The sequence below is a fragment of the Kluyvera sp. 1366 genome, from assembly GCF_054823405.1.
Genome location: NZ_JBTRDW010000007.1, coordinates 268,853 through 294,466, shown reverse-complemented (window position 1 = coordinate 294,466; position 25,614 = coordinate 268,853). Strand labels below are relative to the sequence as shown.

Here is a 25,614-nt window from a genome sequence, read left to right as displayed (position 1 = left end):
TCCTTCTGTTTTCGCAGGACCTCGCATGATCGACTCAGGCAGAGAAGCCCGACCGAATTCCCATCGCACCCTGCTGTTAGCGTTGTTGGTTGCCGTGACCTTCTTTATGGAAAACCTCGATGCCACGGTGATCACCACCGCGATTCCGCAGATGGCGCGCGACTTCGCCTCCAGCCCGGTAGCGCTGAACATTGGCGTCAGCGCGTATTTACTGGCGGTGGCGGTGTTCATTCCGATGAGCGGCTGGCTGGCGGAGCGCTTTGGCGCGCGCACGATATTCGCCAGCGCCATCCTGATTTTCACCCTCGCCTCGATCCTTTGCGGCTTGAGCGACACGCTGCCGACGTTCACGCTGAGTCGCATTCTGCAAGGGATTGGCGGCGCGATGATGGTGCCGGTCGGTCGCATGGTAGTGCTGCGCGTCACGGAGAAAAAGGACATGGTGAAGACCATCGCCTTTATTACCTGGCCGGGTTTGATTGCGCCGGTGCTTGGCCCGCCGCTGGGCGGATTGATTGTTACTTACGGGCATTGGCCGTGGATTTTCTGGCTCAATATTCCGCTCGGCATCCTCGCCATTATCGCCACCGCTTATCTGGTGCCGCAGTTTAAAAGCGAACAGCGGCGGCCGTTTGATGTGCGCGGCTTTGTGCTTACCGCCACCGCCTGCACCTCATTAATTATCGCGCTGGAAGCGCTGGGACAGATGCATCTCAGTTTTGGCATTCCGTTGCTGCTGCTGGGCATGCTGTGCAGCTGGCTGGCGTATCGCCACAGCTTCCGCGATGCGCAGCCGCTGCTGCCGTTTAGCGCGATGAAAATTGCCACCTTCCGTAATGCGGTGATTGGCGGCTCGTTGTTCCGCGCCTCGATCAACGCGGTGCCCTATTTGCTGCCGTTGCTGTTTCAGCTTGGCTTTGGCTGGAGCGCGGCGCAGGCCGGTGCGATGGTGCTGTGGGTATTTGCCGGAAACCTGGCGATGAAGCCAGCGACAACCTGGTTGATGAAGCGCTGGGGCTTTCGTCGCGTGCTGATGTTCAATGGCATGATCAGCCTTGCAGCGATGCTCGGCTGCTTGCTGCTCAATCCGTCGCTGGGCTACTTCGCGATTGCCGCGATTCTGTTTGTTGGCGGGCTGTCGCGCTCGCTGCAGTTCAGCTGCTACAACAGCCTGGGCTTCGCCGATGTGCCGCAAAACAAGATGAGCGATGCCTCGGTGGTGTTCAGCATCTTCTTCCAGTTCAGCATGAGCGCGGGTATTGCGCTGGCGGCGCTGTTCCTGCGCGCATCCATGTTGTGGCAGGAGCATAGCGAAATTGCGCAAAGCGATATTCATATCGCCTTCGCCGGTGTGGCGCTGTTGGTGCTGCTGTCGCTGTTTGACGTAATGCGACTGGAGAAAAACGCCGGTGCGCAGGTGCTGGTAAAATAATCCCAACGCACTATTTATGGTTAAAAAGCAGAAATAGTGCGCTTCGCTTAAAATAATCCCTTTTTTATTAGCATTTATATTTATTAAACCCCTTTTAAGATTATGGCTAATGATCTGGTCGCCACTCTCTGTTTGAGAAATAAATAAAAGCATCAGGAATGTTAATTTATTTCATCACGTTGGAAGAGAAAAAAGTTATAAGCGCAGCGGTCAATTATTTTCTCTCACCCATTAATCGCGAAGCTTTAATTATCTTTTTTGCCAAATCAAATTATTTTAAGTATGTAAAATAACTTAACGATTTCAACCATCTTAGGATAATTCCTAATTGCAATTGGTTGTACGTTTGGCTTTTAGGGCTAACCTTAAGTAGCAAATGAAATATGCGTTATCCCCTTTATCTGAGGTATTCATTATGACAACACCACGTGGCGGTTCTGGCAATTTTGCCATGGACCCGGAAAGAGCCCGCGAAGCGGGTAAAAAAGGCGGCCAATTAAGCGGCGGCAATTTTCGTAATAATCCAGAGCGTGCGATTGAAGCGGGACGAAAAGGCGGTAAAAAAAGCCGTCGAGTCGTCGATAAATCTCCCGCATAACGGCCGGTAATTCGGCAACAGCCGCAATCTCCTTTTATTTATTTGTCAGGAAAATATTATGAGCCACAACAGCGAAGAGCACTTTCTCGATTGGGTAAAAGATGCCCATGCCATGGAAAAACAGGCTGAAAGCATGCTGGAAAAAATGGCCTCGCGCCTTGAACACTATCCCGACCTTAAACTGCGTATCGAACAGCATATTGTTGAGACCCGTGAACATCAGACGCTGGTGCAGAGCGTGATCGATCGCTACTCCACTTCTCAATCGGTATTGAAAGATCTCGCCGGCAAAATCTCCGCTTTCGGTCAGTCGATTGGCGGCGTGATGGTGGAAGATGAAGTGGTGAAAGGCGCGATCAGCGGCCACGTGTTTGAGCACCTTGAGATTGCCAGCTACACCTCACTGATTGCGGCGGCGCAGCATCTCAACGATCACGAAAGTGCCGATATCTTCTCGCGCATCCGCGAGCAGGAAATCGCCATGGCCGACTGGACCTTGACGCATTTGCCGGACGTGACCGAACAGTATTTGATTCGCTCCGCTACGCCAGGCGTGGAAGCTAAGAAGTAGCTCCGGCACGATTCTTCCATTTTTCGCAACAATGACTTCGCTAACCCGGCTATTCTGCCGCTAAATTGTCTGTGCGAACCTTATGGCAAGGCTCGGGATTATCCCGAGCAACACCTAAGGAACCGCAACATGAAACTCTATCACTTCCCGCTTTCTGGTCATGCTCACCGCGCACGTCTGTTCCTGTCGCTGCTGGATTTACCGCATGAAGTCATCGATGTTGATCTCAAATCTGGCGAAAACAAAACGCCGGAATTCCTCGCCATGAATCCGTTTGGTCAGGTGCCGGTGCTGGAAGATGACGGCGTGTTTATTGCCGATTCCAACGCCATTCTGGTCTATCTGGCGAAGAAAAGCGGTCGCAGCGAATGGTTGCCGGAAGATGCGCAGGGCGCGGCGGCGGTACAGCGCTGGCTCACCGTGGCAGCCGGTGATATCGCCTTTGGTCCAGCCGCGGCGCGTTTGATTACCGTGTTTGGCCGCCCGTTCAATCCTGAAGAGGTGATTGCCCGCGCGCATCTGGTGCTGTCACGCATTGAGCAGCATCTTGAAGGCCGTGAATGGCTGGTTGGCGATCGCCCGACTATTGCCGACGTTGCGCAGTACAGCTATATCGTGGGTGCGCCAGAAGGCAATGTCGATCTCTCCGGCTATCCGGCGGTGAACGCGCTGTTGCGTCGCATCGAAGCGCTGCCGGGCTTTGTGCCCTTCCCTCAAACTGCGGCTGGCCTGCGCAGCATCGCCTGAGTCCACCATCATGAGCAAGAAACTACCGGTTTGGCATCAGGGTGAAATTGCGCTTCAGCAACAGGCGGGTGTGGCGGAGCGCATGGCGGACGTCGGCCAGCGCGTGATCCGCGATCACATGCCCGATCAACACCGCGACTTCTACGCGCAGCTGCCGTTTATTGTGGCGGGCAGCGTGGATGCGCACGGCGATGCGTGGGCCACGCTGCTGGAAGGCCAACCCGGTTTTATCTTCTCGCCGAATGCCACCACGCTGGATATCGAGGCGCGTCCGCATCAAGGCGATCCCGCGGCGGCGGGCATGCAGGATGGCGCGCCGATTGGGCTGCTGGGCATCGAACTGCATACGCGGCGACGTAACCGCATGAACGGCGTGCTGCAGGCGATTGGCGCTGGTTTTCGCGTGCAGGTGGAACAGAGTTTTGGCAACTGCCCGCGCTATATCCAGCTGCGTGACTTTCACTTTGCACATCCTCCCGCCGAACCTTATCGCGGTGAGGTGGAAACCCTGAGCGCGCTGGATGATGCCGCGCGCGCCAGCATCGGCGCGGCGGATACCTTTTACGTCGCCAGCTATGCCGAACGCCAGGTTGATGCCTCGCATCGCGGTGGTAAACCGGGTTTCGTGCGCGTCAGTGAAGATGGCCTGCTGACCATTCCCGACTTCAACGGCAATCTGTTTTTCTCCACGCTGGGCAACATTCACCAGAATGGCAAAGCGGGATTGCTGTTTGTTGATTACGCCAGCGGCGACACGCTGCAACTGAGCGGCGATGCCGAAGTGATTCTCGACTCGCCCGAGATCGCCGCCTTTCAGGGTGCCGAGCGGCTGTGGACGTTTCGTGCGCGCCGTATCGTGCGTCGTCGTGCCGCCCTCGCCTTACGCTGGTTAACGCCGCCGGATGGCGTCGCACCCAGTTCGCTGATGACCGGCGACTGGCAAGCCGCCGCCGAACGCCTGCGTGCAGCAGATCTGGCTTCGCGCTGGCGTCCGTTCAAGGTGATTAAGGTGGTGGATGAGAGCGCCACGATCCGCTCGTTTCATTTAGTGCCGGATGATGGCGCGGGTCTGTTGCCGCATCTGGCCGGTCAACATCTGCCGATTCGCCTGCAGTTGCCCGGTACGGATAAGCCGCTGATGCGCGCCTACACGCTTTCGGTCGCGCCATCGGAGAATTTTTACCGCATCAGCGTCAAGCGCGATGGCGCGGTTTCGCGTTACCTGCACGATCATCTCCACACCGGAGATACGCTGGAAGCGCGTGCGCCGGCGGGTGATTTTACTCTCGACGCCAGCGAACCGCGTCCGGCGGTGCTGCTTGCCGCTGGCGTGGGCATCACGCCGATGCTGGCGATGCTGCGACATCTGATATACGAAGGAGTGCGCAAACAGCGCCTGCGCCCTACGTTTCTGTTCCAGTCGGCGCGCAGCAAAGCCGAGCGCCCTTTTGTGCGCGAACTCGACCAGTTGCTGGCGGCGGCGCACGGCGCGGTGAAACTGGTGCGCGTGCTAAGCCAGACGGCGGATGCAGAACCGGATGTTGATTACGATTTTGCCGGCCGCATCGATATGGCGCTGCTCTCGCGGGTGCTGCCGTTTAACGATTACGACTTCTATCTGTGCGGTCCGCCGCAATTTACCCAGGCGCTGTACGACGGGCTGCGCGCCTTGAATATCGCCGACGATCGCATTCACGCCGAAGCCTTTGGGCCATCGTCGCTGCAGCGCACCAACGATATTGTTAAAGAAGCAAAACCGCTGTTGCCGATAGCAACCCAATCGGTGCCGGTGAAGTTCATGGATTCACTGAAAGAGGCGCGTTGGACGCCGGATACCGGTTCGCTGCTTGAGCTGGCTGAAGCGCGTGGCCTGAGCCCAGCGTACAGCTGTCGCGCCGGACATTGCGGCAGCTGTAAAACCAAACTGCTGCAAGGCGCGGTGACTTACCCAACGCCACCGAGCGCGCAAGTGGCGGATGATGAAGTGCTGATCTGCTGCGCGCGGCCGGCGCAGCAGGAGGATGAGGTGCAGGCGATTCAGCTGGCGCTGTGAGATTTATCACGCTTTGTTTTTGTAGATCTCAGGCCGGGTAATCGTCCACGCGTAATTCGGCTGGTTAACCGGTTGATAGCCAAACTTTTCATACAGCCACGGCGCCGTGCTGGTGAACAGCGTAATTCTGCGCAGCCGCGCAAAAACCGGATGCGCATGAATGCACGCCATCAACCAGCGTGCCAGGCCGTTTCCCTGATACGCGTCGAGCACGTAAACATCGCACAGATAAGCGAAGGTGGCGTAATCCGTGATTAACCGCGCAAAGCCAATCTGTTCGCCCTGATGGTAAAGACCAAAGTTAAGACTGTTTTGTATCGAAGCATTGACCGTCTCTTCATCAATGCCTGCTGCCCATGTCGAAGTGGTGAGATAACGGTGTATGGCGGCGAGGTCCAGTTTATTTTCGTCCGTGCTGATCAAATAACCCTCTTTGTTCCACTCTTCTACGACGAACTCACTCATCTCTGCGGCCTACGTTAATTTTGTTGGGGTGTGAAAGAATTTATGAAGGATTGTTGTGGGCGACAAGCGATTCTTTATTTGGACATAGCTGCTGTGGTAAGGCTGATTTCTGGAGTTAACCTTTTTACAGGCTTATCAATAATTCAATTGGCAGTGCTGATTTTATCAAACAAATTTTAGAGATAAATACTTATATCCAACTGTTTTATATTAAATAAAAAAAATAAAAACTACGCCATTCAAAAAAAACATTAGTTCAAAACGTTAGATCAACCCATAAGAATCCCTAACAATTTTTGGCACTATATTCCATTCATTGTTACTATCACCCACGGTTATTACATGGTTAATGAGGGAACGATGGCATTGAATGGAACACTTATTCTGAACGGCGCGGATTACGCACCATTAAACATCTATGGCGTCGGCGTTTTCATGGCGTTTTCTGGTAACGGCGCTTATCGAAATCGAGGTGGATGCGGCGCAGTTTCGGGTGACGGCCCATTGCCACCCGGGAAATACTGGGTTGTCGACCGCGGCGCGGGTGGTTTCTTTGGTAAGCGAAAGGCGGAATTACAGGACGCCTGGAACAAGTACACGAAAGGCGTGGCTTTTGGCCGAAGTGAATGGTTTGCACTCTATCGGGAGGATGCAGCCATTGACGACGAAACCTGGTATGAGGGCGTGCGCCGCGAATTATTCCGGCTTCATCCAGGAACCGTGTCAGAAGGTTGCATCACCATCCCCCCACAACTCCGATTATGCGCGTATCCGCCAGGCGTTTATGAACACATTAATGGTGCCCGTGCCAGGCAAGCCTTCGCTGATGGCCCGAGGATTAATTGAGGTTGTTGCCAATGGCTCAAACACTTGCCCGTAGGGCCGCAAAATGCGTTTTCTTCATACTAATAACGCTGGCTGTGGGCAGATCGCTCGGTGGCGCTGAAACCTACATCTCACTGAATTTCGCACGAAAGGTTGCCGTGTTTATCAGCGGCGAATCCAACATTGAAACTCTCTACGACGCCTATTTCTACATTGATGTTGTCATCGTGGTGTCCATCACCACGGCTGTTTACTTAATAACCATGAAGTTGATCAAAAAAATACGGAGCAAGTAAAATGCCAATCCCTCCGTATATGTGGCTTAAAGATGATGGTGGCGCAGATATTCGAGGATCTGTCGATGTTCACGACCGTGAAGGCAGCATTGAAATTATCGGCATGACCCACGGCATCAACCTGCCAGTGGACGGATCTAACGGTAGGATCACCGGTACGCGCCAGCATTCATCAATGATGATTGAGAAAGAAGTGGATAGCTCCACGCCTTATCTGTACAAGGCAGCAGCCACCGGGCAGACGCTAAAAAGCGCTGAACTTCGCTTCTATAACATTAGCGATGCTGGCCAGGAGGTTTGCTATTACATAGTGCTGATGGAATACGTGAAAGTCACCGGCGTTAACTGCGGCGTGGCAAATGTGAAGCTTGCAGGCAATGACAAACTAAACCATACGGAAAGCGTCAGTTTGCAGTATGAAAAAATCACGTGGCGAATTGTGGATGGCAACATCCAGTACACCGATGCTTGGAACGAGCGTCCAACCGCTTAGAACAACCTTTCCTGCTTTTGAGATACTGAGACTCAAGCACCGCATCGAGCCGTAATCGTCGCAAGGTTGTATGAAGAGTGATGAAACCCAGAAAAGCAAAAACCCAGCCATAAGCTGGGTTTTCAGAATGTTGGTGCCCGGACGCGGAATCGAACCACGGACACGGGGATTTTCAATCCCCTGCTCTACCGACTGAGCTATCCGGGCAACGGGGCGCATTAAACCCTACTCGCGCGGCACCGTCAAACGCTTTTCGGCAAAAATCAGCTGACTGATGCCTTTTACAGCAACCTTCAGACCAACCGGTAAAAATTCATTCGCCTATCGCTGGTATAGGTGAATTTTTAGTCGCTTGTGCCGATAACCTTGCTGACAACCGATACCAATAATAAGGTCCACCATGTTCAGCACTATTACATCAGGAATACTGTCACGCCTTGCGTGGCAAAAACGCGGTCACAGCAAGGCAACGCTCAGTTCATTACAAGATGCCATCGCCATGGTCGAATTCACCCCAGAAGGTAAGATCCTTACCGCCAATGAGCTGTTTCTCGAGCGCATGGGTTACACGCTCAAAGAGATTGTTGGTCAGCATCACAGCATGTTCTGCACCGCCGATATGCTCAACTCACCGCAATACCGCGACTTCTGGCGACGCCTAAATCGCGGCGAAGGCTTCAGCGATAAATTCCTGCGCGTGGCAAAACACAGCCGTCCTATCTGGCTGGAGGCGAATTACGTGCCGGTGCAGGATCGCAGCGGCCGCGTGATTAAAATCGTCAAGCTGGCGAGCGATATCACCGCGCGCATCATGGATGCGCAAGAGCAGCGCGCCATGACCACTGCGATTGAGCGTTCGATGGCGGTGATTGCCTTCAATCTCAAGGGCGAAGTGTTGATGACCAACGACAACTTCCTGAAAACCATGGGCTATAACGCGTCAGAAGTGATCGGCGTGCATCACAGCCAGTTCTGCCCGCCGGAGATGCGCAACAGCGACGAATATCGCCGCTTCTGGCACAAGCTGAATCAGGGCGAATTTATCTCCGGCCAGTTCCAGCGCGTGAATAAGCGCGGCCAAACGGTGTGGCTGCGCGCCACTTACAACCCGGTGTTTAACGAAACCGGCGAGCTGTACAAAGTGGTGAAGTTCGCTACCGATGTCACCGCGCAGGTGGAGAAGAATCAGCAAGAGCGCGACGCGGCGCAGCAGGCGTATCAAACCGCGCTGCAAACCAGCGAAAGCACGCGCCTTGGCGCCACGGTGATTGAGAACAGCGTGCAGACCATGAATGATTTGGCGGGCGAGCTGCACGGCATTTCTGGTGATATCAACGATCTGAGTCAGTCGTCGGATCGCATTGGCGCCATTGTTGAGAGTATTCGCCGGATTGCCGATCAAACCAACCTGCTGGCGCTGAACGCCGCGGTGGAAGCGGCGCGTGCCGGTCAGCATGGTCGCAGCTTTGCCGTGGTGGCCAATGAAGTGCGCACGCTGGCTGCCAACATCAACCGCGCCACCACCGAAATTGAGAACATGGTGCAGCAGAACCATACGCTGGCGGAGAAAGCGCTGAAAGGTATCGCCTCCAACCTGAAACGCGCCGATCAGGGCGTGGGGTTGGCGAAAGAAGCTGGCGGCATGATGGCGGATATTCGTGACAGTTCCAGCGAAGTGGTGCGCGCGATTGGGCATGTTACCGCGACATTGCGAGAGGAGTGATGCGTTGCAGGTCGCAATGCACCGCGACCCCACAAACCAGGCGGCATGACAATAACCTGCCAAGGCCGCATGGTTTAGTGCGCCGCCGTCGCCACCGGCGGCGGTGTGGCTTCCGGCATAAAAATGTGGTCGAGAATATTGCGCATCAGCGGCGCCGCCGTGACGCCTTCGTTGCCGCCGTTTTCCAGTATCAACGCCACCGCCACTTTGGGATCGTTAAACGGCGCAAACGCGGTGTAGAAGATGTGGTCGCGCAGGCGCATCGGCGTCATTTTGGCGTTATACACCTGATTCTGTTTCAGACTGAATACCTGCGAGGTGCCGGATTTCGCCGCAATGCCGTACGGCGCGGTGTGAAAGTATTTGTAGCCGGTGCCGTTCGGCGCATTCGCCATACCGAACATGGCGTGGCGCACCAGCGACCAATACGGCGATTTAGCATCGCCAATCTGCGGCTGCGGTAGTTTTGCCTGGTAGAGCTGCACCTCCTTGCCGCGTTGTGATTTCTCCAGCAGATGGGGATTGATCACACGCCCGTTGTTGATAAGCGCCACCATCGCTTTCACCATCTGAATCGGCGTCGCCACCCAATAACCTTGCCCAATGCCCACTGAAACGGTATCGCCCTGATACCACACGTGTTTGTGCACCTTCTGCTTCCATTCGCGGCTCGGCAGCAATCCAGCGTACTCTTCGTTAAGATCGATGCCGGTCGATTTGCCGTAGCCAAACTGGCTCAGCATGGTGTGGATGCGATCAATGCCCATCATAAACGCCACCTGATAGAAGAAGCTGTCCGCCGACTCTTCGATGGCTTTAGTGACGTCCAGCATGCCGTGACCGGTTTTTTTCCAGTCGCGATATTTACGATCGGTGCCCGGCAGCGTCCAGGTCGGCGCGCCAAATAGGGTAAAGCTCGGCGTGATGACTTTGGTCAGCAGCGCCGACATCGCCATATAAGGCTTCACGGTGGACGCCGGTGGATACAAGCCTTGCGTAACGCGGTTGATCAGCGGCAGGTCTTTATCCTGCAGCAGGGCTTTATAGGCTTTGTAGCTGATGCCTTTGACGAACGGATTGGGATCGTAGCTCGGCGCGGAAACCATCGCTAACACGCTGCCGTCGTGCGGATCTTCAATCAGCGCCGCCGCACGTTGCCCGGCTAGCTGGCTCTCGACGTACTGCTGCAGATGCAGATCGAGCGTCAGCGTGATGTTCTGACCGGCCACCGGCGGCACCTCTTTTAGCACGCGCACGATGCGGCCGTGGTTATCCACTTCCACTTCCTGATAGCCGGTTTTGCCGTGCAGCAGCGATTCATAATAGCCTTCAATGCCCTGCTTACCGATGTTGTGGTCAGCCGCGTAGTTCTCGCCAACGCCTTCTGCGTTCAGGCGTTTGTAGTCGTTATCGTTGATTTTCGAAACATAGCCAAGTACGTGCGCCAGGTCGGCACCGTAAGGATATTCACGGTCCTGATAGGTATCGACGGTGACGCCGCTAAAGCGGAATTGATTGACGGCGAAGCGCGCGACTTCTTCGTCAGTCAGTTCCGCTTTCAGTTCAACCGGCTTGTAGCGGCTGTTCTGTTTGAGTTCATGCTCGAAGGTTTCAATCTCTTCCGGCGTAAGATCGACAATCGGCGTCAGCTCTTTCAGCGTTTCCTGCATATTGTCGATTTTGTACGGTGTGATGTGAATGTCATACCAGCTGACGTTGCGCACCAGCGGAATGCCGTTGCGATCGAAGATCAATCCACGCGTGGGCGCGATGGGGATCATTTTGATGTCGTTTTCGTTGGAACGCGTCTGGTAATAGCTGTGCTGATCGACCTGCAGGCGATACAGGTTGATGCCTAAAATGGTAAAGCAGATGACAACCAGGGCAAAAGCGACAATCGCACGGCGGGCAAACAGCTTTTCTTCTGCTTCGAAATTACGGAAATTCATCAGGTGGGCTTAATCTCTTTGTTATCACGCTAATGATAAGCAGAGATTGTTTCAGAGCCAGCACGAAGATGCACAAGCCTGGGTAAAAGTGTGTCAGATGTTTACGGGATGGTGCCCTCACCCCGGGGAGAGGGAGACGCTGCCATATGTGAGCTCGATCAATCCCCTCTCCCGCGTGCGGGAGAGGGTTAGGGTGAGGGAAAAAATCAATCGCCCAGCAGCACTGACTCCAGCGCGATCTTAATCATATCGTTGAAGGTGGTCTGACGCTCAGCCGCCGTGGTCTGCTCGTGGGTGCGGATGTGGTCCGACACGGTACAGATGGTCAGCGCTTTCGCACCAAACTCTGCTGCCACGCCGTAAATACCCGCCGCTTCCATCTCCACACCCAGAATGCCGTACTTCTCCATCACGTCGAACATCTGCGGATCTGGCGTATAGAACAGATCGGCGGAGAAGATGTTACCCACGCGCGCATCAACGCCCAGCGCTTTCGCGGCATCAACGGCGTTACGCACCATGTCGAAGTCAGCAATCGCCGCGAAGTCGTGATCCTTGAAGCGCATGCGGTTCACTTTGGAATCGGTGCAGGCACCCATACCAATCACCACGTCACGCAGTTTCACGTCTGCGCGCACTGCGCCGCAAGAACCAACACGGATAATCTTCTTCACGCCGAAATCGGTGATCAGCTCTTTGGTGTAGATCGAGCAGGATGGAATGCCCATGCCGTGACCCATCACCGAAATCTTGCGGCCTTTATAAGTCCCGGTGTAACCCAGCATGCCGCGCACGTTGTTCACTTCCACCACATCTTCGAGGAAGGTTTCCGCAATGTGCTTTGCGCGCAGCGGATCGCCTGGCATCAGCACGACGTCCGCGAAATCACCCATTTCTGCATTAATATGAGGCGTTGCCATGGTTATTTTCCTTATTAAATTTGGGGCGCTGTTTTACAGCATGCTCTTGCCGTAGTCCATGCTGGACAGGCCAAAATATTTTGCGATGGTCTGGCCGATATCCGCGAAGGTATCGCGGTATCCCAGCGATCCTGGCTTCACATTCGGGCCGTAGATCAGAATCGGAATGTGCTCACGCGTGTGCTCGGTGCCTTTCCAGCTTGGATCGCAGCCGTGATCGGCGGTGAGGATCAGAATGTCGCCCTCTTTCACCAATTCCATCAGCTCTGGCAAACGACGATCGAACAACTCCAGTCCGCCCGCATAACCGGCGATATCGCGACGATGTCCCCACGTTGAGTCAAAATCAACGAAGTTAGTGAACACAATCGAAGTATCTGGCGCTTTCTTCATCTGCTCGATGGTAGCGTTGAACAGCGCGTCTAAGCCGGTGGCTTTGACTTTCTGCGTGATGCCCTGCTCGGCGTAGATATCGGCAATTTTACCCACCGAAATCACTTCACCGCCCTTCTCATCAACCAGTTTTTTCAGCATGGTCGCTGAAGGCGGCTCCACCGCCAGATCATGACGGTTGCCGGTACGCTCGAAGTTACCCGCTTTGTCGCCCACGAACGGACGCGCAATCACGCGACCGATGTTGTAGCCACCATTGGTCAGCTCCTCACGGGCGATTTCACACAGTTCGTACAGACGGTCAAGGCCAAAGGTCTCTTCATGGCAGGCAATCTGGAAAACCGAATCCGCCGAGGTGTAGAAAATCGGCTTGCCGGTTTTCATGTGCTCTTCGCCGAGCTGGTCGAGGATCACCGTGCCCGATGAGTGACAATTACCGAGATATCCCGGTAGATCGGCACGTTTCACCAGAGTATCCAGCAGCGCCTGCGGGAAGCTGTTCTCTTTATCGCTGAAGTAGCCCCAATCAAACAGCACCGGCACGCCAGCGATTTCCCAGTGGCCCGACGGCGTATCTTTACCGGACGACAATTCGCTGGCGTAAGCATACGCACCGATGATTTCCGCGTTGGGATCGAGGCCTGGCGGGAAACGACCGGTAGAGAGCTCAGCCGCTTTGCCGAGGCCCAGTTTGGTCAGGTTAGGTAAGTGCAGCGGGCCTTCGCGACCTTCATTGGCGCGGCCTTCGAAACAGGCTTCGGCGATATGGCCGAGCGTGTCCGATCCTTCATCACCGAATTTATCGGCGTCTTTGCTGGAGCCGATCCCGAAGGAGTCGAGAACCATAATAAAAGCACGTTTCATGCAAGTCTCCTGCGCAATGCGCGATGACAAGTCAAAAAAAAGCGATCAGATCAGTATACCCGAACGGCCGCTGCCTGGCACGAAGAAGCGCCAGTTATTCGCTAATGCGACGATAAACTACCGGCGTGATCGCTGGCGCAGTGTCGCTCAGCGTGATGGCTGCTTTAACGGCGGCGGCGGCCTGCTGCCACTGCGCTTCCGACGCGGCGTGGATAATTGCCAGCGGACGCTGTGGGTCAACTTGCGTGCCGAGCGTGGTCACGTCGCTCAAGCCCACGCTGTAATCAATGCTGTCGCTGGCGCGCTGGCGGCCCCCGCCGAGCGCAACCACCGCCATGCCGAGCGCACGCGTATCCATCGCGCTGACGATACCCGCGCCATCGGCGTATACCGCTTTGCTCAGGGTTGGCGCTGGCAGATAGCTGTCCATGCGCTCGATGAAATCCACCGGACCTTTTTGCGCCGCCACCATGCGGGCAAACACTTCAGCGGCTTTGCCGTTATCCAGCACCTGCTGCAGCTTTTGGCGCGCATCGGCGTCATTCTCAGCCAGTTTGCCGGAGACCAGCATTTCCGCGCACAGCGCCATCGTCACTTCCAGCAGGCGCGGATTGCGCGCCTCGCCGGTCAGGAACTGCACCGCTTCACGCACTTCCAGCGCATTACCGGCGGTGGAAGCCAGCACCTGATTCATGTCGGTGAGCAGCGCGGTGGTTTTACAACCTGCGCCATTGGCGACGCCAACAATCGCCTGCGCCAGATTTTCTGAGGCTTCGAAGGTCGGCATAAAGGCGCCGGAGCCCACTTTCACGTCCATCACCAGCGCATCCAATCCTTCCGCCAGTTTTTTGGCGAGGATCGATGCGGTGATCAGCGGAATGGAGTCCACGGTGGCGGTGATATCGCGCGTGGCGTAGAAACGTTTGTCGGCCGGCGCCAGCGAGTTGGTCTGGCCAATGATCGCGATGCCGACGTCTTTAATGATCTGGCGGAAACGATCGTCGCTCGGGAAGATATCAAAGCCCGGAATCGCTTCAAGTTTATCCAGCGTACCGCCAGTGTGGCCAAGGCCGCGCCCGGAGATCATCGGCACATAACCGCCGCACGCCGCTACCATTGGGCCGAGCATCAGCGAAGTGACATCGCCAACGCCGCCGGTGGAGTGTTTATCAACAATCGGGCCGTTGAGATTCAGCGATTTCCAGTTCAGCACCGTGCCGGAGTCGCGCATCGCCATAGTCAGCGCCACGCGCTCGTCGAGCGTCATATCATGGAAATAGATGGTCATCGCCAATGCGGCAATTTGACCTTCCGAAACGCTGTTGTCGCGCACGCCGTTGATGAAGAAGCGAATCTCAGCTTCACTCAGCGCCTGGCCGTCGCGTTTTTTACGAATAATTTCTTGTGGCAGGAACACAATGGCCTCCCGGAATAAAAAAGAGGTCACCATAAATGGCGACCCTACAAAGAATGATGTGAACTTAATAACCGGCTTTGCTGGTCGCGGTTTCGTGGCCCAGCGTATTCAGCAGGCTTGCCAGCAGGCTGGAGGCACCGAAGCGGAAATGACGCGCATCCGCCCAGCCTTCACCCAGAATGTCGTCCGCCAGTTGCAGATAGAGCGCCGCGTCTTCCGCAGTGCGCACGCCGCCCGCCGGTTTGAAACCAACCTGCTGCTTCACGCCTTTGTCGCGGATCACTTGCATCATGATCGCCGCCACTTCTGGCGTCGCGTTGACCGGCACTTTACCGGTGGAGGTTTTGATGAAATCGGCACCCGCATCGATAGCGATTTCCGAAGCGGCACGAATCAGCGCTTCGTCTTTCAGCTCGCCGCTTTCGATGATCACTTTCAGCAGCACGTTCGCCGCCGCGCAGGCTTCTTTACAGGCTTTCACCAGCTCGAAACCGATATCACGGTTACCGGCTATCAGCGCACGATACGGGAACACCACATCCACTTCGTCAGCGCCGTAGGCGATGGCCGCGCGAGTTTCGGCCAGCGCGATCTCAACGTCATCGTTGCCGTGCGGGAAGTTGGTGACGGTGGCGATGCGGATTTCCGGCGTGCCCTGCTCGCGCAGCGCTTTACGCGCTGCCGGGATGAAACGCGGATAGATGCAGATGGCAGCGGTGTTACCGGCTGGGGATTTCGCCTGACGGCACAGCGCGATCACCTTCTCGTCGGTGTCGTCTTCGTTCAGGGTGGTTAAATCCATCAGTTGCAATGCGCGCTGTGCTGCTGCTTTCAGGTCGGTCATGATGCTCTCCAAAATTCAGATCGGCGGGCACAACCCACCGGGGAATGTGATAATTCTAACAACTACCGTGACAATGAATTGCGCTTCACGTCACACGAAAAAGAAAACCTGTCATTTAAATACAATCATTTAGTGATGATTATCACAAATAATTGCTAACCAAGCGGGAATGCGCCGTGATGGCCATTGTTATTATTATCACAAAAATGGACGCAAAAGTGTACTCTCAGCTTTATCAATGTAGCTAATCAGGCGTAAGGCAGCGTAAATGCAGAATCTGTCGGGTGAGAATCAGGCAGGCAAGGCGAACAGCTGCTGGCTGTTATGCCACAGCGCATCGGCGATCGCTTCAGGGGATTCGCTGCGTAACTGACACAGCACGTCAAACACGTTGCGCGCCCGCTCCGGACGATTGGGCTGGCCCTGAAAACCGTGCAGCGGCATATCGGGCGCGTCGGTTTCCAGTAATAACGCCTTGAGCGGCAGGTTGGCGATGGTGTTGCGGGTTTTACTGGCGCGTTCATAGGTGATGGTGCCGCCAACGCCAATGGCATAGCCAAGCTGAATAAAGCGCTCCGCCTGCTGCTGGCTGCCCGCAAAACCGTGAACCACGCCGCGACGCGGCAGATCGTGACGACGTAAATGCAGCGCTAATTGATCGTGGGTGCGGCGCGAGTGCAGAATCACTGGCAGATCATACTGCTTCGCCAGCTTGAGCTGCTTATCGAGCAGCCGCGTCTGTTTGGCAAATTGCGCATCGTCCATATAGAGATCGAGGCCGATCTCGCCGATCGCCACACGCTTGCTATCCGGCTTTTTCAGCCAGCGCGCTAATTCATCAAGGTGCGCATCTTCCTGATGCTCAGCAATATTGATTGGATGCAGGCCCAGCGCGGCATACAGCGCCGGATGCTGCTGAGCCAGTTGCGTCACAAGCGCGAAACGGCTGGCATCCACGCTCGGTACAATGATGCGTTCCACCCCGGCCTGCGCAGCGCGTGCAATGCTGGCGTGCGCATCATCAACGAACGGCGGAAAATCGAAGTGGCAATGCGTGTCGATAAACTTCATGCCAGCGAACCTTTATCAAAATCGGCATCGTTTTCCGCCAGCGCGGGCGTAATCAGTGGGCGATTGTCGGGCGCATTCGCCACCGCTGCCGGCGGCGTAACCGTGGTTGAACGCACCAGCGGCTCAGCATCACTCAACCATTGACCAAGCGTGGCGAGGAAATAGCGCCCGCTGCGTCGGCCTAAATGGTAATCCTGATTCAGCGATGACAAGCGGCTGCCAAGCGCCATGCTCGCCAGCGGTTTCGGCGGACAGATTTCGATGATGCGCAGATTATCCGGCGGCTGCTCGATGAACTGCTGAATCTCGCGATAGCTCTCTTCATGCTGATGCAGGATGTTGATCATCGGCTGCAATGCGCTGTCGGACAAAAAGCGCTCCATGCGTTTAAACCACTTCGGCGTGTAGGACACCTGCGACGGCACGGTGCGGATCACCACAATGGTATCCGCGCCACGGCGCGCAGCTTCTCGTACCGGAATGGCATCACTGATGCCGCCGTCAAGATAGCTCACGCCATCCATCTGCACGCCGCTGCGGTAAAAACCGGGGATCGCGCTGGACGCTTTTAGGATGTCGTGCCAGTTGGTGCTGATCGGGTTGAAGTACTCGGCGCGGTAATCATCGCTGCGGCAGGCGCACATATAGAATTCGCTGCCTTTGGCAAACAGCCCTTCGGCGGTGTTGAGCGCCAGCGGGAATTCCTGTTTGGTGATATCGATCAGCCAATCGAGATCGATAAGGTGCCCGCCGCGCACGAATCGTAGCGGATCAAAGAACAGTTTGCTGGTGGTGTAACGGGAGATCACGCGTCGCGCGTAGCCAGGCTGGCCACAGACAAATGCCGACAGGTTTTGCGCCCCGGCCGAGGTGCCGAGTAACAGTTGAAAAGGATTGAAGCCTGCGCGTTGAAATTCGTCCAGCACGCCTGCGGTAAAGATGCCGCGCTGACCGCCGCCTTCGCACACCAAGGCAATTTTATTTGATTTGAAAGGAGTTAAAGCCAGCGGTTCGAATGAACCTAATGTCAACGGTATACGTGTGCCCAATGGATGTCCCTCAGTGTTGCTTGCTCTGAGGGAGTCGCCGAAGCAGCATCCCGGAGAACCAGTCATTGTCGTTCCCTGACCAATTGCTTCTGCAATCGTTGCGGATTCGTAGTATGCCGCACAAGACCGGTCTCCGCTTTAGGTGACTCGCGGGTTAGCGTCTATTGAGACGCAAGTAGTCAGGGTCGTTTGCGCCCGGTAAACAGGCTCACGAGGAACAGAATAATACCGACAATGAAGACAATTTTAGCTGCCCATGCTGCCGTACCCGCCAGACCGCCGAAACCTAATGCCGCAGCAATCAGAGCGATGACCAGAAAGATAATACCCCAACGAAACATAAGCCTCTCCTTTACCATTGTGAAAATCGAACTGCTTATTTACACCTTTGTTTTTATTACGAAACGGCACCTGCTGGTGCCGAGTCGCTCGCGTTAAGATTTCACCTTCAGGTCATTCTTCACGCTTTTCACGCCTTCAATGGCTTTGGCGATCTTCTCAGCACGATCGGACTGTGCCTGATTCGCCACTTCCCCTGATAACTGCACCACGCCGTCGGTGGTTTCCACCTTAACGTTGCGTGATGGCACGATATCATCTGCTAAAAGCTTAGCTTTAATTTCGCTGGTGGTTGCGGTATCGCCCGCATAACCTTTCAGAGAAGCATTTTTGCTGTCTTTAACGTGTAGTTTGTCGCTGACGGATTTAACACCTTCGACTTTCTGCACCAGCGCGACGGCTTTTTCAGCCTGATCCTGAGAAGCCACGAAGCCGCTCAGTGTCACCACGCCATCGTGCGTTTTGACGGAGATATCCGTGCTTTTAATTGCGTCATCATCCACCAGCGCCGCTTTGGCTTTAGCCGTGATGCCGCTGTCATCCATATAACCATCGACTTTTTTCATAGAGCTATCGATCTTCGCACCCGCGCTGTCGGAGGTTTGCTGTGCTTTCTGCGACAGTGATTCATCTGCAAATGCCGCACCGCTCAGCAGAGCAGAACCAGCCAGGGCAGCAATCAGGGTTTTAGCAATCTTAGTCTTATTCATCGATATCATCCTTCTATCAGTTAACTCATCCGTTATCGCGGATGCGCCAGCAACGAACGGCGTTGCTGAGTTACTGGACGTAATGAAACCCGAAAGGTCTCTTTTCTCGTCCGACAGGATAATAGTAGTAGGGATTACAGCTTTTGCTGGCTCTTGTGGTTGATATATCGCCAAAAAGAGAAAAAAACAGCGGAATTAGGAGGAGTCTGTAACAAACAAAACAGGGCCAGTGAAAATCACAGGCCCTGCTGGTAGCGGCGATTAGTGCTCGCGCGTTTTGCGGAATCTCACGTCAGGATAGCGTTCCTGAGTGATGTTGAGGTTCACCATGGTTGGCGCGATATACGTGAGGTTATCACCGCCATCAAGCGCCAGGTTCACTTCGTTTTTGCGCTGGAAATCGTCGAATTTCTTCGCATCATCACACTCAACCCAGCGAGCGGTTGAGACATTGATGGCTTCGTAGATCGCTTCAACGTTATATTCGCTTTTCAGGCGCGCCACCACCACTTCGAACTGCAGCACACCGACCGCGCCCACGATCAAATCGTTGTTGTGCACCGGACGGAACACCTGCACCGCGCCCTCTTCCGACAGCTGAACCAGCCCTTTCAGCAGCTGTTTCTGCTTCAGCGGATCGCGCAGACGGATACGGCGGAACAGCTCTGGCGCGAAGTTCGGAATGCCGGTGAACTTCATGTTTTCACCCTGCGTAAAGGTGTCGCCAATCTGAATGGTGCCGTGGTTGTGCAGACCAATGATGTCGCCCGGATAGGCTTCTTCTACGTGCGAACGGTCGCCAGCCATAAAGGTCAGTGCATCGGAAATCACCACATCTTTACCGGTACGCACCTGACGCAGCTTCATGCCTTTTTCGTACTTGCCGGATACCACACGCATAAAGGCGACGCGGTCGCGGTGCTTCGGGTCCATGTTTGCCTGGATCTTAAACACGAAGCCGCTAAATTTCTCTTCCTTTGCTTCCACCAAACGCGCGTCGGTGTTGCGCGGCATTGGACGCGGCGCCCAGCTAACCAGGCCATCCAGCATATGATCAACGCCGAAGTTACCCAGCGCGGTGCCGAAGAACACCGGCGTGATTTTGCCACTCAGGAACAGCTCCTGATCGAACTCGTGCGAAGCGCCCTGCACCAGCTCCAGCTCATCGCGCAGCTGCTGTGCCAGATCTTCGCCTACTGCGGCATCCAGTTCTGGATTCGCCAGCCCCTTAACAATGCGCACTTCCTGAATGGTGTGGCCCTTACCGGTTTGATACAGGTAAGTTTCGTCGTTGTAGAGGTGATAAACCCCTTTGAACAACTTGCCGCAGCCAATCGGCCAGGTAATAGGTGCGCAGGCGATTTTCAGCTCACTCTCCACTTCATCCAGCAGCTCCATGGGATCGCGGATGTCACGGTCGAGTTTGTTCATAAAGGTGATGATTGGCGTATCGCGCAGGCGCGTGACTTCCATCAGCTTGCGGGTGCGATCTTCAACACCTTTCGCGGCGTCGATCACCATCAAACAGCAGTCAACCGCCGTCAGCGTACGGTAAGTATCTTCAGAGAAGTCTTCGTGTCCTGGCGTATCCAGCAGGTTCACGAGGCTGTCGCGATACGGGAACTGCATCACCGAGGTGGTAATGGATATACCACGTTGTTTCTCCATCTCCATCCAGTCCGATTTCGCATGCTGGTTGGAGCCGCGGCCTTTGACGGTACCGGCGGTTTGAATCGCCTGTCCGAACAGCAGCACTTTTTCGGTGATTGTGGTTTTACCGGCGTCCGGATGCGAGATGATCGCAAAGGTACGGCGGCGCGCCACTTCTTCTAAAAAGGAGGCATTAGACATTGAGTGAATTCTTCTTCAAGGGCAACACGCGGACAGCGCGCTGCGAATAAATCGTTTCGAGGTCATTCCGCAGGATAACGCGGCCAATGGCGACGCAGTGGCGTCGGTTCACAGCAAGAGGTGTGCGATCTACATTGGCGGCAGTCCTGAATCCCGTCAGCATTGAGGCGGCATAGCATACAATATTTCGCAGAAAGGGGGAATCGGTGCCCTAATAGCCCTCACCCTGACCCTCTAATCACCCCAACACCCGCACCACTGCCGCCTTGAAGATCTTCACGCCAATCTCCAGCGAGCTCAGCTCAAAGCGCATCTCAGGATGATGTAAACCCGGCACCAGATTGGTTCCCAATCCCCAGAAACCGGCTTTAACCTGCGGGTTTTTCACCGGGTAATAGAAGAAATCTTCGCTGCCCGGCGTGGTTTTGGTATCCAGCAAACCGGCTTCGCCCAGCACGTCGATAATCGCCGCGCGAATCACCGCCGTGGCTTCCTCATGAATTTCTGCCGCCGGCATCTCTTTTAGCACCACCACGTCCGCTGTAGCACCCAGCGCCGCCACGCTGTGCTGAATCGCCAGCGTGACTTTCTCTTTCAGCACCGCCATTGGCGCGTTTTCCTGCGAACGCAGATCCCACACCACGCGCGCCTCATCCGGCACCGAGTTGGTCACGCCCGCATCGCACAGAAAGCGTGTAGCTTTCACGCTCCAGGTCAAACCCGGCGGCAGATGGATGGCGTTGACGGCCTGTACCGCTTGCACCGCCGCATCCAGCGCGTTGACGCCCAAATGCGGACGCGCCGCATGCGCCGGTGCACCTTTGATGGTGGCTTCCAGCGTGCTGCAGGCGGAGTAAATCACCGCTGGCGTCGCCTGTCCCACATGACACTCTTCCAGCGGACGCACATGGAAGCCGAGAATCATCTCCACATCCTCCAGCGCGCCGCCCTCAATCATCGCCAGCGCACCCGCACCGAGCTCTTCCGCCGGCTGGAACAGCAGCCTGAGCCGCCCTTTCTTGATCGCGCCCTCTTTCATCAGCTCTTGCGCTGCCGTCAGCACCACCGACGAATGGCCATCGTGGCCGCAGGTGTGACGCGCACAGGCTACGCCATCAATGATGTGGCCGAGCGCATCCATATCCGCACGCAGCGCCAGCACCGGACCGGGCACGCCGCTGTCGATTTCCGCCACCATGCCGGTGGTGTTATTGATGCCGCGCGTCACCTTAATTCCGGCGCTCTCCAGCTGATCGGCAATATAAGCAGAGGTCTTGAATTCCTGAAAACCCAGTTCGGGAATTTCATGCAGAAAATGGTAATGCTCTAAGACGTTCGACACCGCTAAGCTCCTGACAAGTAAAGGCAAGCCTCAGCATCGCCCGATGCGCAGCTATAATCAATCCAGCGTGAATGAAAATTAGTCAAAAATGAGAACTCCTCGCATTCAACATGTGGAATAATTCCATTTACAATCAATAAGATAAATTCAACCTTTTTGCGAAAAACCCTTCACAAAAAAGTATAGATTGATGCATAATTCGCCGTACTTCACCTGACAAATTAAAAAGGACTCAGCCATGTTAACTGCTGAAATGACCTCGCGTTTAAACGACCAACTGAACCTCGAATTCTTCTCTGCCAACCTCTATCTGCAGATGAGTGCCTGGTGCAGCGATAAAGGCTATGAAGGTGCCGCTTCATTCCTGAAAATGCATTCTCGCGAAGAGATGCAGCACATGCAGAAGCTGTTCGATTACGTCAGCGATGCCGGCGCTTTGCCGGTGCTGGGCAGCATTGCGGCGCCAGCGATTAGCTGGACTTCACTGAACGACGTGCTGGAAGAAGCGCTGAAGCATGAGCAGCTGATTACCAAAAAAATCAACGAGCTGGTGCACACCGCCTTAACCACCCAGGATTACTCAACCTTCAACTTCCTGCAGTGGTACGTTGCCGAGCAGCATGAAGAAGAGAAGCTGTTCAAAACCGTGCTGGATAAACTGGCGATGGTCGGCAACAAAGGCGAAGGCCTGTTCCTGGTGGACAAAGATCTCGGCCACATGTCCGTCGACGGCCACGGCGCATAATAATAAAGATTACACACAGCAAAAATTGAGAACGCCCGACATGTCGGGCGTTTTTTTATGCCTATTCCAACTCTTTCAACCGCAACTCCGACGGCTGCGGACGGCCAAAGAAATAGCCCTGGAATAGCGTACACCCCTCTTCGCGCAGCTTCGCAAACTGCTCGCCGTTCTCCACGCCTTCAGCGGTAATTTGAATATCGAGGCTGCGGCTCATGCCGGTAATGGCGCGGATAATCGCCAGCGCCTCGCGGCTGTCGCCCATATCGTTGATAAACGACTTATCGATTTTGATTTTGTCGAACGGGAATGAACGCAGATAACTGAGCGATGAGTAGCCGGTGCCGAAATCATCCAGCGCAATCTGCACGCCAAGCGTTTTCAAACTCTGCAAGGTGCGGATATTACCGAGCGTGTCGTCCAGCAGCACTGATTCGGTGATCTCCACTTCCAGCCGATGCGGCGCCAGCCCGGATTCCCGCAGCGCACCTTCCACCACCGACACCAGCGAGCTGTTTTTAAACTGCAGCGGCGACAGGTTCACCGACACCGATTGTTCGGTGTTCCAGCTCTGCGCTTCGCGGCAGGCTTCATACAGCGCATAGGCGCCGAGCATGTGAATCAAACCGGTCTCTTCAGCGATCGGGATGAAATCGTTCGGCATGATCAGCCCTTTGATCGGGTGATGCCAGCGCATCAGCGCTTCATAGCCGATGATGCCCTGCTCGTTGGTAATCGGCTGATAGTAAAGCTTAAGCTGACGACCAGAAATCGCATCACGCAGATCGTTCTCAATCACGCGACGGCTGCGCGCCTGATTGTCCATCTCAATGGTGAAGTGTTCGAAGCGATTGCGGCCATTACGTTTGGCTTCGTACAGCGCCATATCGGCGCAGCGCAGCATATGCTCCGGCGTGTTGGTGGCCTGCGAGGTGAGCGCGATGCCAACGCTCAAGCCCACCGACAGATTATGCCCTTCAACGTTGATCGGCGGACGAATCGCCTCGATCAGCCGCTGCGCCACCACCGCCGCTTCATCGGCAGCACGAACATTGGGTAACACAATGGCAAACTCATCGCCGCCAATGCGCGCCAGCGTATCGTGATCGCGCAGCGCGCTGCGCAGGCGTTTTGCGACCACGCGCAGCAGGTCATCACCAATCTGGTGGCCGAGTGCATCGTTGACGTTTTTGAAGTTATCAAGATCGAGACACAGCGTGGCGCTGACCTGGTGGTTCTGACTGTCGACGCGCAGCGCTTCACTCAGCTTCTGGCGGAACAGCACGCGGTTCGGCAGGCTGGTGAGATTGTCGTGATGTGCCATGTGACGAATGCGCGCATCGGCTTCACGCTGGTCGGTCACATCCTCAACAATCAGCATCACGTAGTTCTGACGCATATCTTTGCCGCTAATGGTGGTGGCGCGCGTATGCAGAATGCGCTCGCCGCCCGCCGTCAGCAGCAGCTGTTCGCGCGAGTGAATGCCTTCGCTGCGCAGCGCCACATCCGCCAGGCTGTTGAAGTAATCCCCCAGCTCCGCCGACATACATTCGTGCGGGCGCTTATGCATGATCAGCGCTTTATTAATGCCAAACAGCTGCTCGGCTTTGTCATTCACCATCAGGATTTCACGGCTGATGGCGTCTTCAACAATCACGCACGAGGGAATATTGCTGATGATGGTGTCGAGAAAACCCGACAGCTCCGACATTTTCGCGCTCTGCGACTGGGCCAGATCCCGTGCGCGCAGCAGCTGCTGCTCGTTCTCACGCCGTTCGGTGATATCGCGGGTAATTTTGGCGAAACCGATCAGTTTGCCGCTTTCATCATGAATCGCTTCGATAACAACGTGGGCCCAAAATGCCGAGCCATCTTTGCGGTAGCGCCAGCCTTCATCTTCAAAACGCCCGGTTTTCAACGCAATGCCGAGGTTAGCTTCGGGCGCATTGGCATGACGTTCCGCTGAACTGTAAAACACCGAGAAGTGCTGACCGACAATCTCGTCAGCCAGATAACCTTTAGCGCGCTGTGCACCGTTGTTCCAGTTCACCACGCGGCCCTGCACATCCAGCATATAGATGGCGTAATCGCGCACGCCTTCCACCAGCAGACGGAAGTTCTTCTCCTGCTCGTGTTGTTTACGCAGCAGCGCCTGTTGTTCGGTGCAGTCGCGGGTGATTTTGGCGTAGCCAATCAGCTTGCCGGCATCATCACGAATCGCGTCAATGATGACATGTGCCCAAAATGCGCTGCCATCTTTGCGGTACCGGTAGCCTTCGTCTTCGAAACGACCGGTTTTGAAGGCGGTGGTGAGATTTTTTTCCGGGATATGGTTTTTACGATCCTGGGCGCTGTAGAAGCGTGAGAAGTGCTGTCCAACAATCTCTTCGGCAACGTAGCCTTTCGCGCGCTGTGCGCCTACGTTCCAGTTTTCCACGTTGCCGTCCAAGTCGAGCATATAGATGGCGTAATCACTGACGCCTTCCACCAGCATGCGAAAGCGCTGTTCCTGCTCGCGCTGTTTACGCTGCTGCTCTTGCTGCTCGGTACAGTCGCGGGTGATTTTGGCAAAACCCAGCAGCTCACCAAACTCATCGCGGATGGCGTCGATCACCACATGCGCCCAAAACGCGCTGCCATCTTTACGGTAACGCCAGCCTTCGGTTTCAAAGCGCCCGGTTGCTGTTGCGGTCGCCAGTCCGCGCTGCGGCGCGCCGTTTTTACGATCGTCTTCGCTGTAGAACAGCGCAAAATTCTTCCCTACGATTTCATCGGGCGTGTAACCTTTGGCGCGCTGCGCGCCGCTATTCCAGTTCGCCACCGTGCCATCGGGTTTGAGCATGTAAATGGCGTAATCCACCACGCTCTGTACCAAAAGTCGGTACATGACGTCAGAGTTATTATTCATTGTTATTCGCCT

22 protein-coding genes, 1 tRNA gene and 1 pseudogene are annotated in these 25,614 nt (G+C 55.2%); 10 read left to right on the top strand and 14 right to left on the bottom strand.

Going from position 1 to position 25,614, the window contains the following annotated elements:
- Positions 1 to 25: 25 nt before the first annotated feature.
- From ACVLVH_RS17695 to ACVLVH_RS17675, 5 genes are all read left to right on the top strand, one after another.
- A complete protein-coding gene (locus tag ACVLVH_RS17695) occupies positions 26 to 1,432 on the top strand; it encodes an MFS transporter (RefSeq protein WP_192412093.1) in 1,407 nt (468 codons plus the stop codon).
- 415 nt (positions 1,433 to 1,847) lie between these two features.
- Positions 1,848 to 2,030 carry a con-10 family general stress protein gene (locus ACVLVH_RS17690; RefSeq protein WP_110867269.1) on the top strand — a complete coding sequence of 61 codons (183 nt, stop codon included), beginning with the start codon at positions 1,848 to 1,850 and terminating at the stop codon, positions 2,028 to 2,030.
- A 58-nt stretch (positions 2,031 to 2,088) separates the two neighbouring features.
- Positions 2,089 to 2,601, top strand: coding sequence for a ferritin-like domain-containing protein (locus ACVLVH_RS17685; RefSeq protein ID WP_137386456.1), 513 nt, complete (start codon positions 2,089 to 2,091; stop codon positions 2,599 to 2,601).
- 129 nt (positions 2,602 to 2,730) lie between these two features.
- Positions 2,731 to 3,348: a glutathione S-transferase family protein gene (locus tag ACVLVH_RS17680; protein ID WP_192236345.1), complete on the top strand. Its 618-nt coding sequence runs from the start codon at positions 2,731 to 2,733 to the stop codon at positions 3,346 to 3,348.
- Between the two features lie 10 nt (positions 3,349 to 3,358).
- On the top strand, positions 3,359 to 5,401 hold the full coding sequence (locus tag ACVLVH_RS17675; RefSeq protein WP_192412094.1) for a 2Fe-2S iron-sulfur cluster-binding protein: 2,043 nt from the start codon (positions 3,359 to 3,361) through the stop codon (positions 5,399 to 5,401).
- 6 nt (positions 5,402 to 5,407) lie between these two features.
- Here ACVLVH_RS17675 and ACVLVH_RS17670 read toward each other — a convergent pair whose 3' ends face one another.
- Positions 5,408 to 5,866: a GNAT family N-acetyltransferase gene (locus ACVLVH_RS17670; RefSeq protein WP_192412095.1), complete on the bottom strand. Its 459-nt coding sequence runs from the start codon at positions 5,864 to 5,866 to the stop codon at positions 5,408 to 5,410.
- 360 nt (positions 5,867 to 6,226) lie between these two features.
- On the opposite strand from ACVLVH_RS17670, the pseudogene ACVLVH_RS17665 reads away from it, so the two are divergent.
- The 3 genes and pseudogenes from ACVLVH_RS17665 to ACVLVH_RS17655 all read left to right on the top strand — a co-directional run bounded on the left by ACVLVH_RS17665 (position 6,227) and on the right by ACVLVH_RS17655 (position 7,480).
- Positions 6,227 to 6,746: pseudogene (locus ACVLVH_RS17665) on the top strand (DUF2778 domain-containing protein).
- A complete protein-coding gene (locus tag ACVLVH_RS17660; RefSeq protein WP_192412096.1) occupies positions 6,724 to 6,987 on the top strand; it encodes a hypothetical protein in 264 nt (87 codons plus the stop codon). Before ACVLVH_RS17665 ends, ACVLVH_RS17660 begins: the two are co-directional and overlap by 23 nt.
- Before the next feature lies 1 nt (position 6,988).
- Positions 6,989 to 7,480: an Hcp family type VI secretion system effector gene (locus ACVLVH_RS17655; RefSeq protein ID WP_192412097.1), complete on the top strand. Its 492-nt coding sequence runs from the start codon at positions 6,989 to 6,991 to the stop codon at positions 7,478 to 7,480.
- Between the two features lie 131 nt (positions 7,481 to 7,611).
- Here the strand turns inward: ACVLVH_RS17655 and ACVLVH_RS17650 are convergent.
- Positions 7,612 to 7,687, bottom strand: a tRNA-Phe gene (locus tag ACVLVH_RS17650).
- A 193-nt stretch (positions 7,688 to 7,880) separates the two neighbouring features.
- Between ACVLVH_RS17650 and ACVLVH_RS17645 the strand changes: the two genes are divergently transcribed.
- A complete protein-coding gene (locus tag ACVLVH_RS17645; protein ID WP_110867273.1) occupies positions 7,881 to 9,203 on the top strand; it encodes a methyl-accepting chemotaxis protein in 1,323 nt (440 codons plus the stop codon).
- Positions 9,204 to 9,277: 74 nt separating this feature from the next.
- Here the strand turns inward: ACVLVH_RS17645 and mrdA are convergent, their stop codons facing one another.
- From mrdA to ACVLVH_RS17590, 11 genes are all read right to left on the bottom strand, one after another.
- Positions 9,278 to 11,152, bottom strand: a complete 1,875-nt coding sequence (gene mrdA / locus ACVLVH_RS17640; RefSeq protein WP_192412098.1) for a penicillin-binding protein 2 — start codon at positions 11,150 to 11,152, stop codon at positions 9,278 to 9,280.
- Between the two features lie 206 nt (positions 11,153 to 11,358).
- Positions 11,359 to 12,072, bottom strand: a complete 714-nt coding sequence (gene deoD / locus ACVLVH_RS17635) for a purine-nucleoside phosphorylase (protein WP_008103284.1) — start codon at positions 12,070 to 12,072, stop codon at positions 11,359 to 11,361.
- Between the two features lie 33 nt (positions 12,073 to 12,105).
- On the bottom strand, positions 12,106 to 13,329 hold the full coding sequence (gene deoB / locus ACVLVH_RS17630; RefSeq protein WP_101761829.1) for a phosphopentomutase: 1,224 nt from the start codon (positions 13,327 to 13,329) through the stop codon (positions 12,106 to 12,108).
- A gap of 94 nt (positions 13,330 to 13,423) precedes the next feature.
- On the bottom strand, positions 13,424 to 14,746 hold the full coding sequence (deoA, locus tag ACVLVH_RS17625) for a thymidine phosphorylase (RefSeq protein ID WP_192412099.1): 1,323 nt from the start codon (positions 14,744 to 14,746) through the stop codon (positions 13,424 to 13,426).
- Positions 14,747 to 14,810: 64 nt separating this feature from the next.
- A complete protein-coding gene (gene deoC / locus ACVLVH_RS17620; RefSeq protein ID WP_192412100.1) occupies positions 14,811 to 15,590 on the bottom strand; it encodes a deoxyribose-phosphate aldolase in 780 nt (259 codons plus the stop codon).
- Between the two features lie 291 nt (positions 15,591 to 15,881).
- Positions 15,882 to 16,661, bottom strand: coding sequence for a TatD family hydrolase (locus ACVLVH_RS17615; protein ID WP_192412101.1), 780 nt, complete (start codon positions 16,659 to 16,661; stop codon positions 15,882 to 15,884).
- Complete coding sequence (locus ACVLVH_RS17610) at positions 16,658 to 17,710, bottom strand: patatin-like phospholipase family protein (protein ID WP_110867276.1); 1,053 nt, start codon at positions 17,708 to 17,710, stop codon at positions 16,658 to 16,660. The genes ACVLVH_RS17615 and ACVLVH_RS17610 overlap by 4 nt, the downstream gene beginning before the upstream one ends.
- A 179-nt stretch (positions 17,711 to 17,889) precedes the next feature.
- Positions 17,890 to 18,051 (bottom strand): DUF1328 domain-containing protein, encoded by a 162-nt coding sequence (locus ACVLVH_RS17605; RefSeq protein WP_007893192.1) that lies wholly within the window; start codon positions 18,049 to 18,051, stop codon positions 17,890 to 17,892.
- Between the two features lie 93 nt (positions 18,052 to 18,144).
- Positions 18,145 to 18,759 carry a molecular chaperone OsmY gene (gene osmY / locus ACVLVH_RS17600; protein ID WP_101761824.1) on the bottom strand — a complete coding sequence of 205 codons (615 nt, stop codon included), beginning with the start codon at positions 18,757 to 18,759 and terminating at the stop codon, positions 18,145 to 18,147.
- A 261-nt stretch (positions 18,760 to 19,020) separates the two neighbouring features.
- Positions 19,021 to 20,610: a peptide chain release factor 3 gene (gene prfC / locus ACVLVH_RS17595; protein ID WP_192412102.1), complete on the bottom strand. Its 1,590-nt coding sequence runs from the start codon at positions 20,608 to 20,610 to the stop codon at positions 19,021 to 19,023.
- Between the two features lie 238 nt (positions 20,611 to 20,848).
- Entirely contained in the window at positions 20,849 to 21,952 is a 1,104-nt protein-coding gene (locus ACVLVH_RS17590) for an amidohydrolase (protein ID WP_192412103.1), read from the bottom strand.
- Between the two features lie 238 nt (positions 21,953 to 22,190).
- On the opposite strand from ACVLVH_RS17590, the gene ftnA reads away from it, so the two are divergent.
- Entirely contained in the window at positions 22,191 to 22,697 is a 507-nt protein-coding gene (ftnA, locus tag ACVLVH_RS17585; RefSeq protein ID WP_101761821.1) for a non-heme ferritin, read from the top strand.
- A 61-nt stretch (positions 22,698 to 22,758) separates the two neighbouring features.
- On the opposite strand, the gene ACVLVH_RS17580 is transcribed toward ftnA, so the two are convergent.
- Entirely contained in the window at positions 22,759 to 25,602 is a 2,844-nt protein-coding gene (locus ACVLVH_RS17580) for a bifunctional diguanylate cyclase/phosphodiesterase (RefSeq protein WP_192412104.1), read from the bottom strand.
- Between the last annotated feature and the right edge of the window lie 12 nt (positions 25,603 to 25,614).

Excerpts from the sequence above, each read along its gene's own strand:
- ACVLVH_RS17695 (WP_192412093.1), top strand. The coding sequence starts at position 26 with ATGATCGACTCAGGCAGAGAAGCCCGACCGAATTCCCATCGCACCCTG.
- ACVLVH_RS17690 (WP_110867269.1), top strand. The coding sequence starts at position 1,848 with ATGACAACACCACGTGGCGGTTCTGGCAATTTTGCCATGGACCCGGAA.
- ACVLVH_RS17685 (WP_137386456.1), top strand. The coding sequence starts at position 2,089 with ATGAGCCACAACAGCGAAGAGCACTTTCTCGATTGGGTAAAAGATGCC.
- ACVLVH_RS17680 (WP_192236345.1), top strand. The coding sequence starts at position 2,731 with ATGAAACTCTATCACTTCCCGCTTTCTGGTCATGCTCACCGCGCACGT.
- ACVLVH_RS17675 (WP_192412094.1), top strand. The coding sequence starts at position 3,359 with ATGAGCAAGAAACTACCGGTTTGGCATCAGGGTGAAATTGCGCTTCAG.
- ACVLVH_RS17670 (WP_192412095.1), bottom strand. The coding sequence starts at position 5,866 with ATGAGTGAGTTCGTCGTAGAAGAGTGGAACAAAGAGGGTTATTTGATC.
- ACVLVH_RS17660 (WP_192412096.1), top strand. The coding sequence starts at position 6,724 with ATGGCTCAAACACTTGCCCGTAGGGCCGCAAAATGCGTTTTCTTCATA.
- ACVLVH_RS17655 (WP_192412097.1), top strand. The coding sequence starts at position 6,989 with ATGCCAATCCCTCCGTATATGTGGCTTAAAGATGATGGTGGCGCAGAT.
- ACVLVH_RS17645 (WP_110867273.1), top strand. The coding sequence starts at position 7,881 with ATGTTCAGCACTATTACATCAGGAATACTGTCACGCCTTGCGTGGCAA.
- mrdA (WP_192412098.1), bottom strand. The coding sequence starts at position 11,152 with ATGAATTTCCGTAATTTCGAAGCAGAAGAAAAGCTGTTTGCCCGCCGT.
- deoD (WP_008103284.1), bottom strand. The coding sequence starts at position 12,072 with ATGGCAACGCCTCATATTAATGCAGAAATGGGTGATTTCGCGGACGTC.
- deoB (WP_101761829.1), bottom strand. The coding sequence starts at position 13,329 with ATGAAACGTGCTTTTATTATGGTTCTCGACTCCTTCGGGATCGGCTCC.
- deoC (WP_192412100.1), bottom strand. The coding sequence starts at position 15,590 with ATGACCGACCTGAAAGCAGCAGCACAGCGCGCATTGCAACTGATGGAT.
- ACVLVH_RS17615 (WP_192412101.1), bottom strand. The coding sequence starts at position 16,661 with ATGAAGTTTATCGACACGCATTGCCACTTCGATTTTCCGCCGTTCGTT.
- ACVLVH_RS17605 (WP_007893192.1), bottom strand. The coding sequence starts at position 18,051 with ATGTTTCGTTGGGGTATTATCTTTCTGGTCATCGCTCTGATTGCTGCG.
- osmY (WP_101761824.1), bottom strand. The coding sequence starts at position 18,759 with ATGAATAAGACTAAGATTGCTAAAACCCTGATTGCTGCCCTGGCTGGT.
- prfC (WP_192412102.1), bottom strand. The coding sequence starts at position 20,610 with ATGTCTAATGCCTCCTTTTTAGAAGAAGTGGCGCGCCGCCGTACCTTT.
- ftnA (WP_101761821.1), top strand. The coding sequence starts at position 22,191 with ATGTTAACTGCTGAAATGACCTCGCGTTTAAACGACCAACTGAACCTC.
- ACVLVH_RS17580 (WP_192412104.1), bottom strand. The coding sequence starts at position 25,602 with ATGAATAATAACTCTGACGTCATGTACCGACTTTTGGTACAGAGCGTG.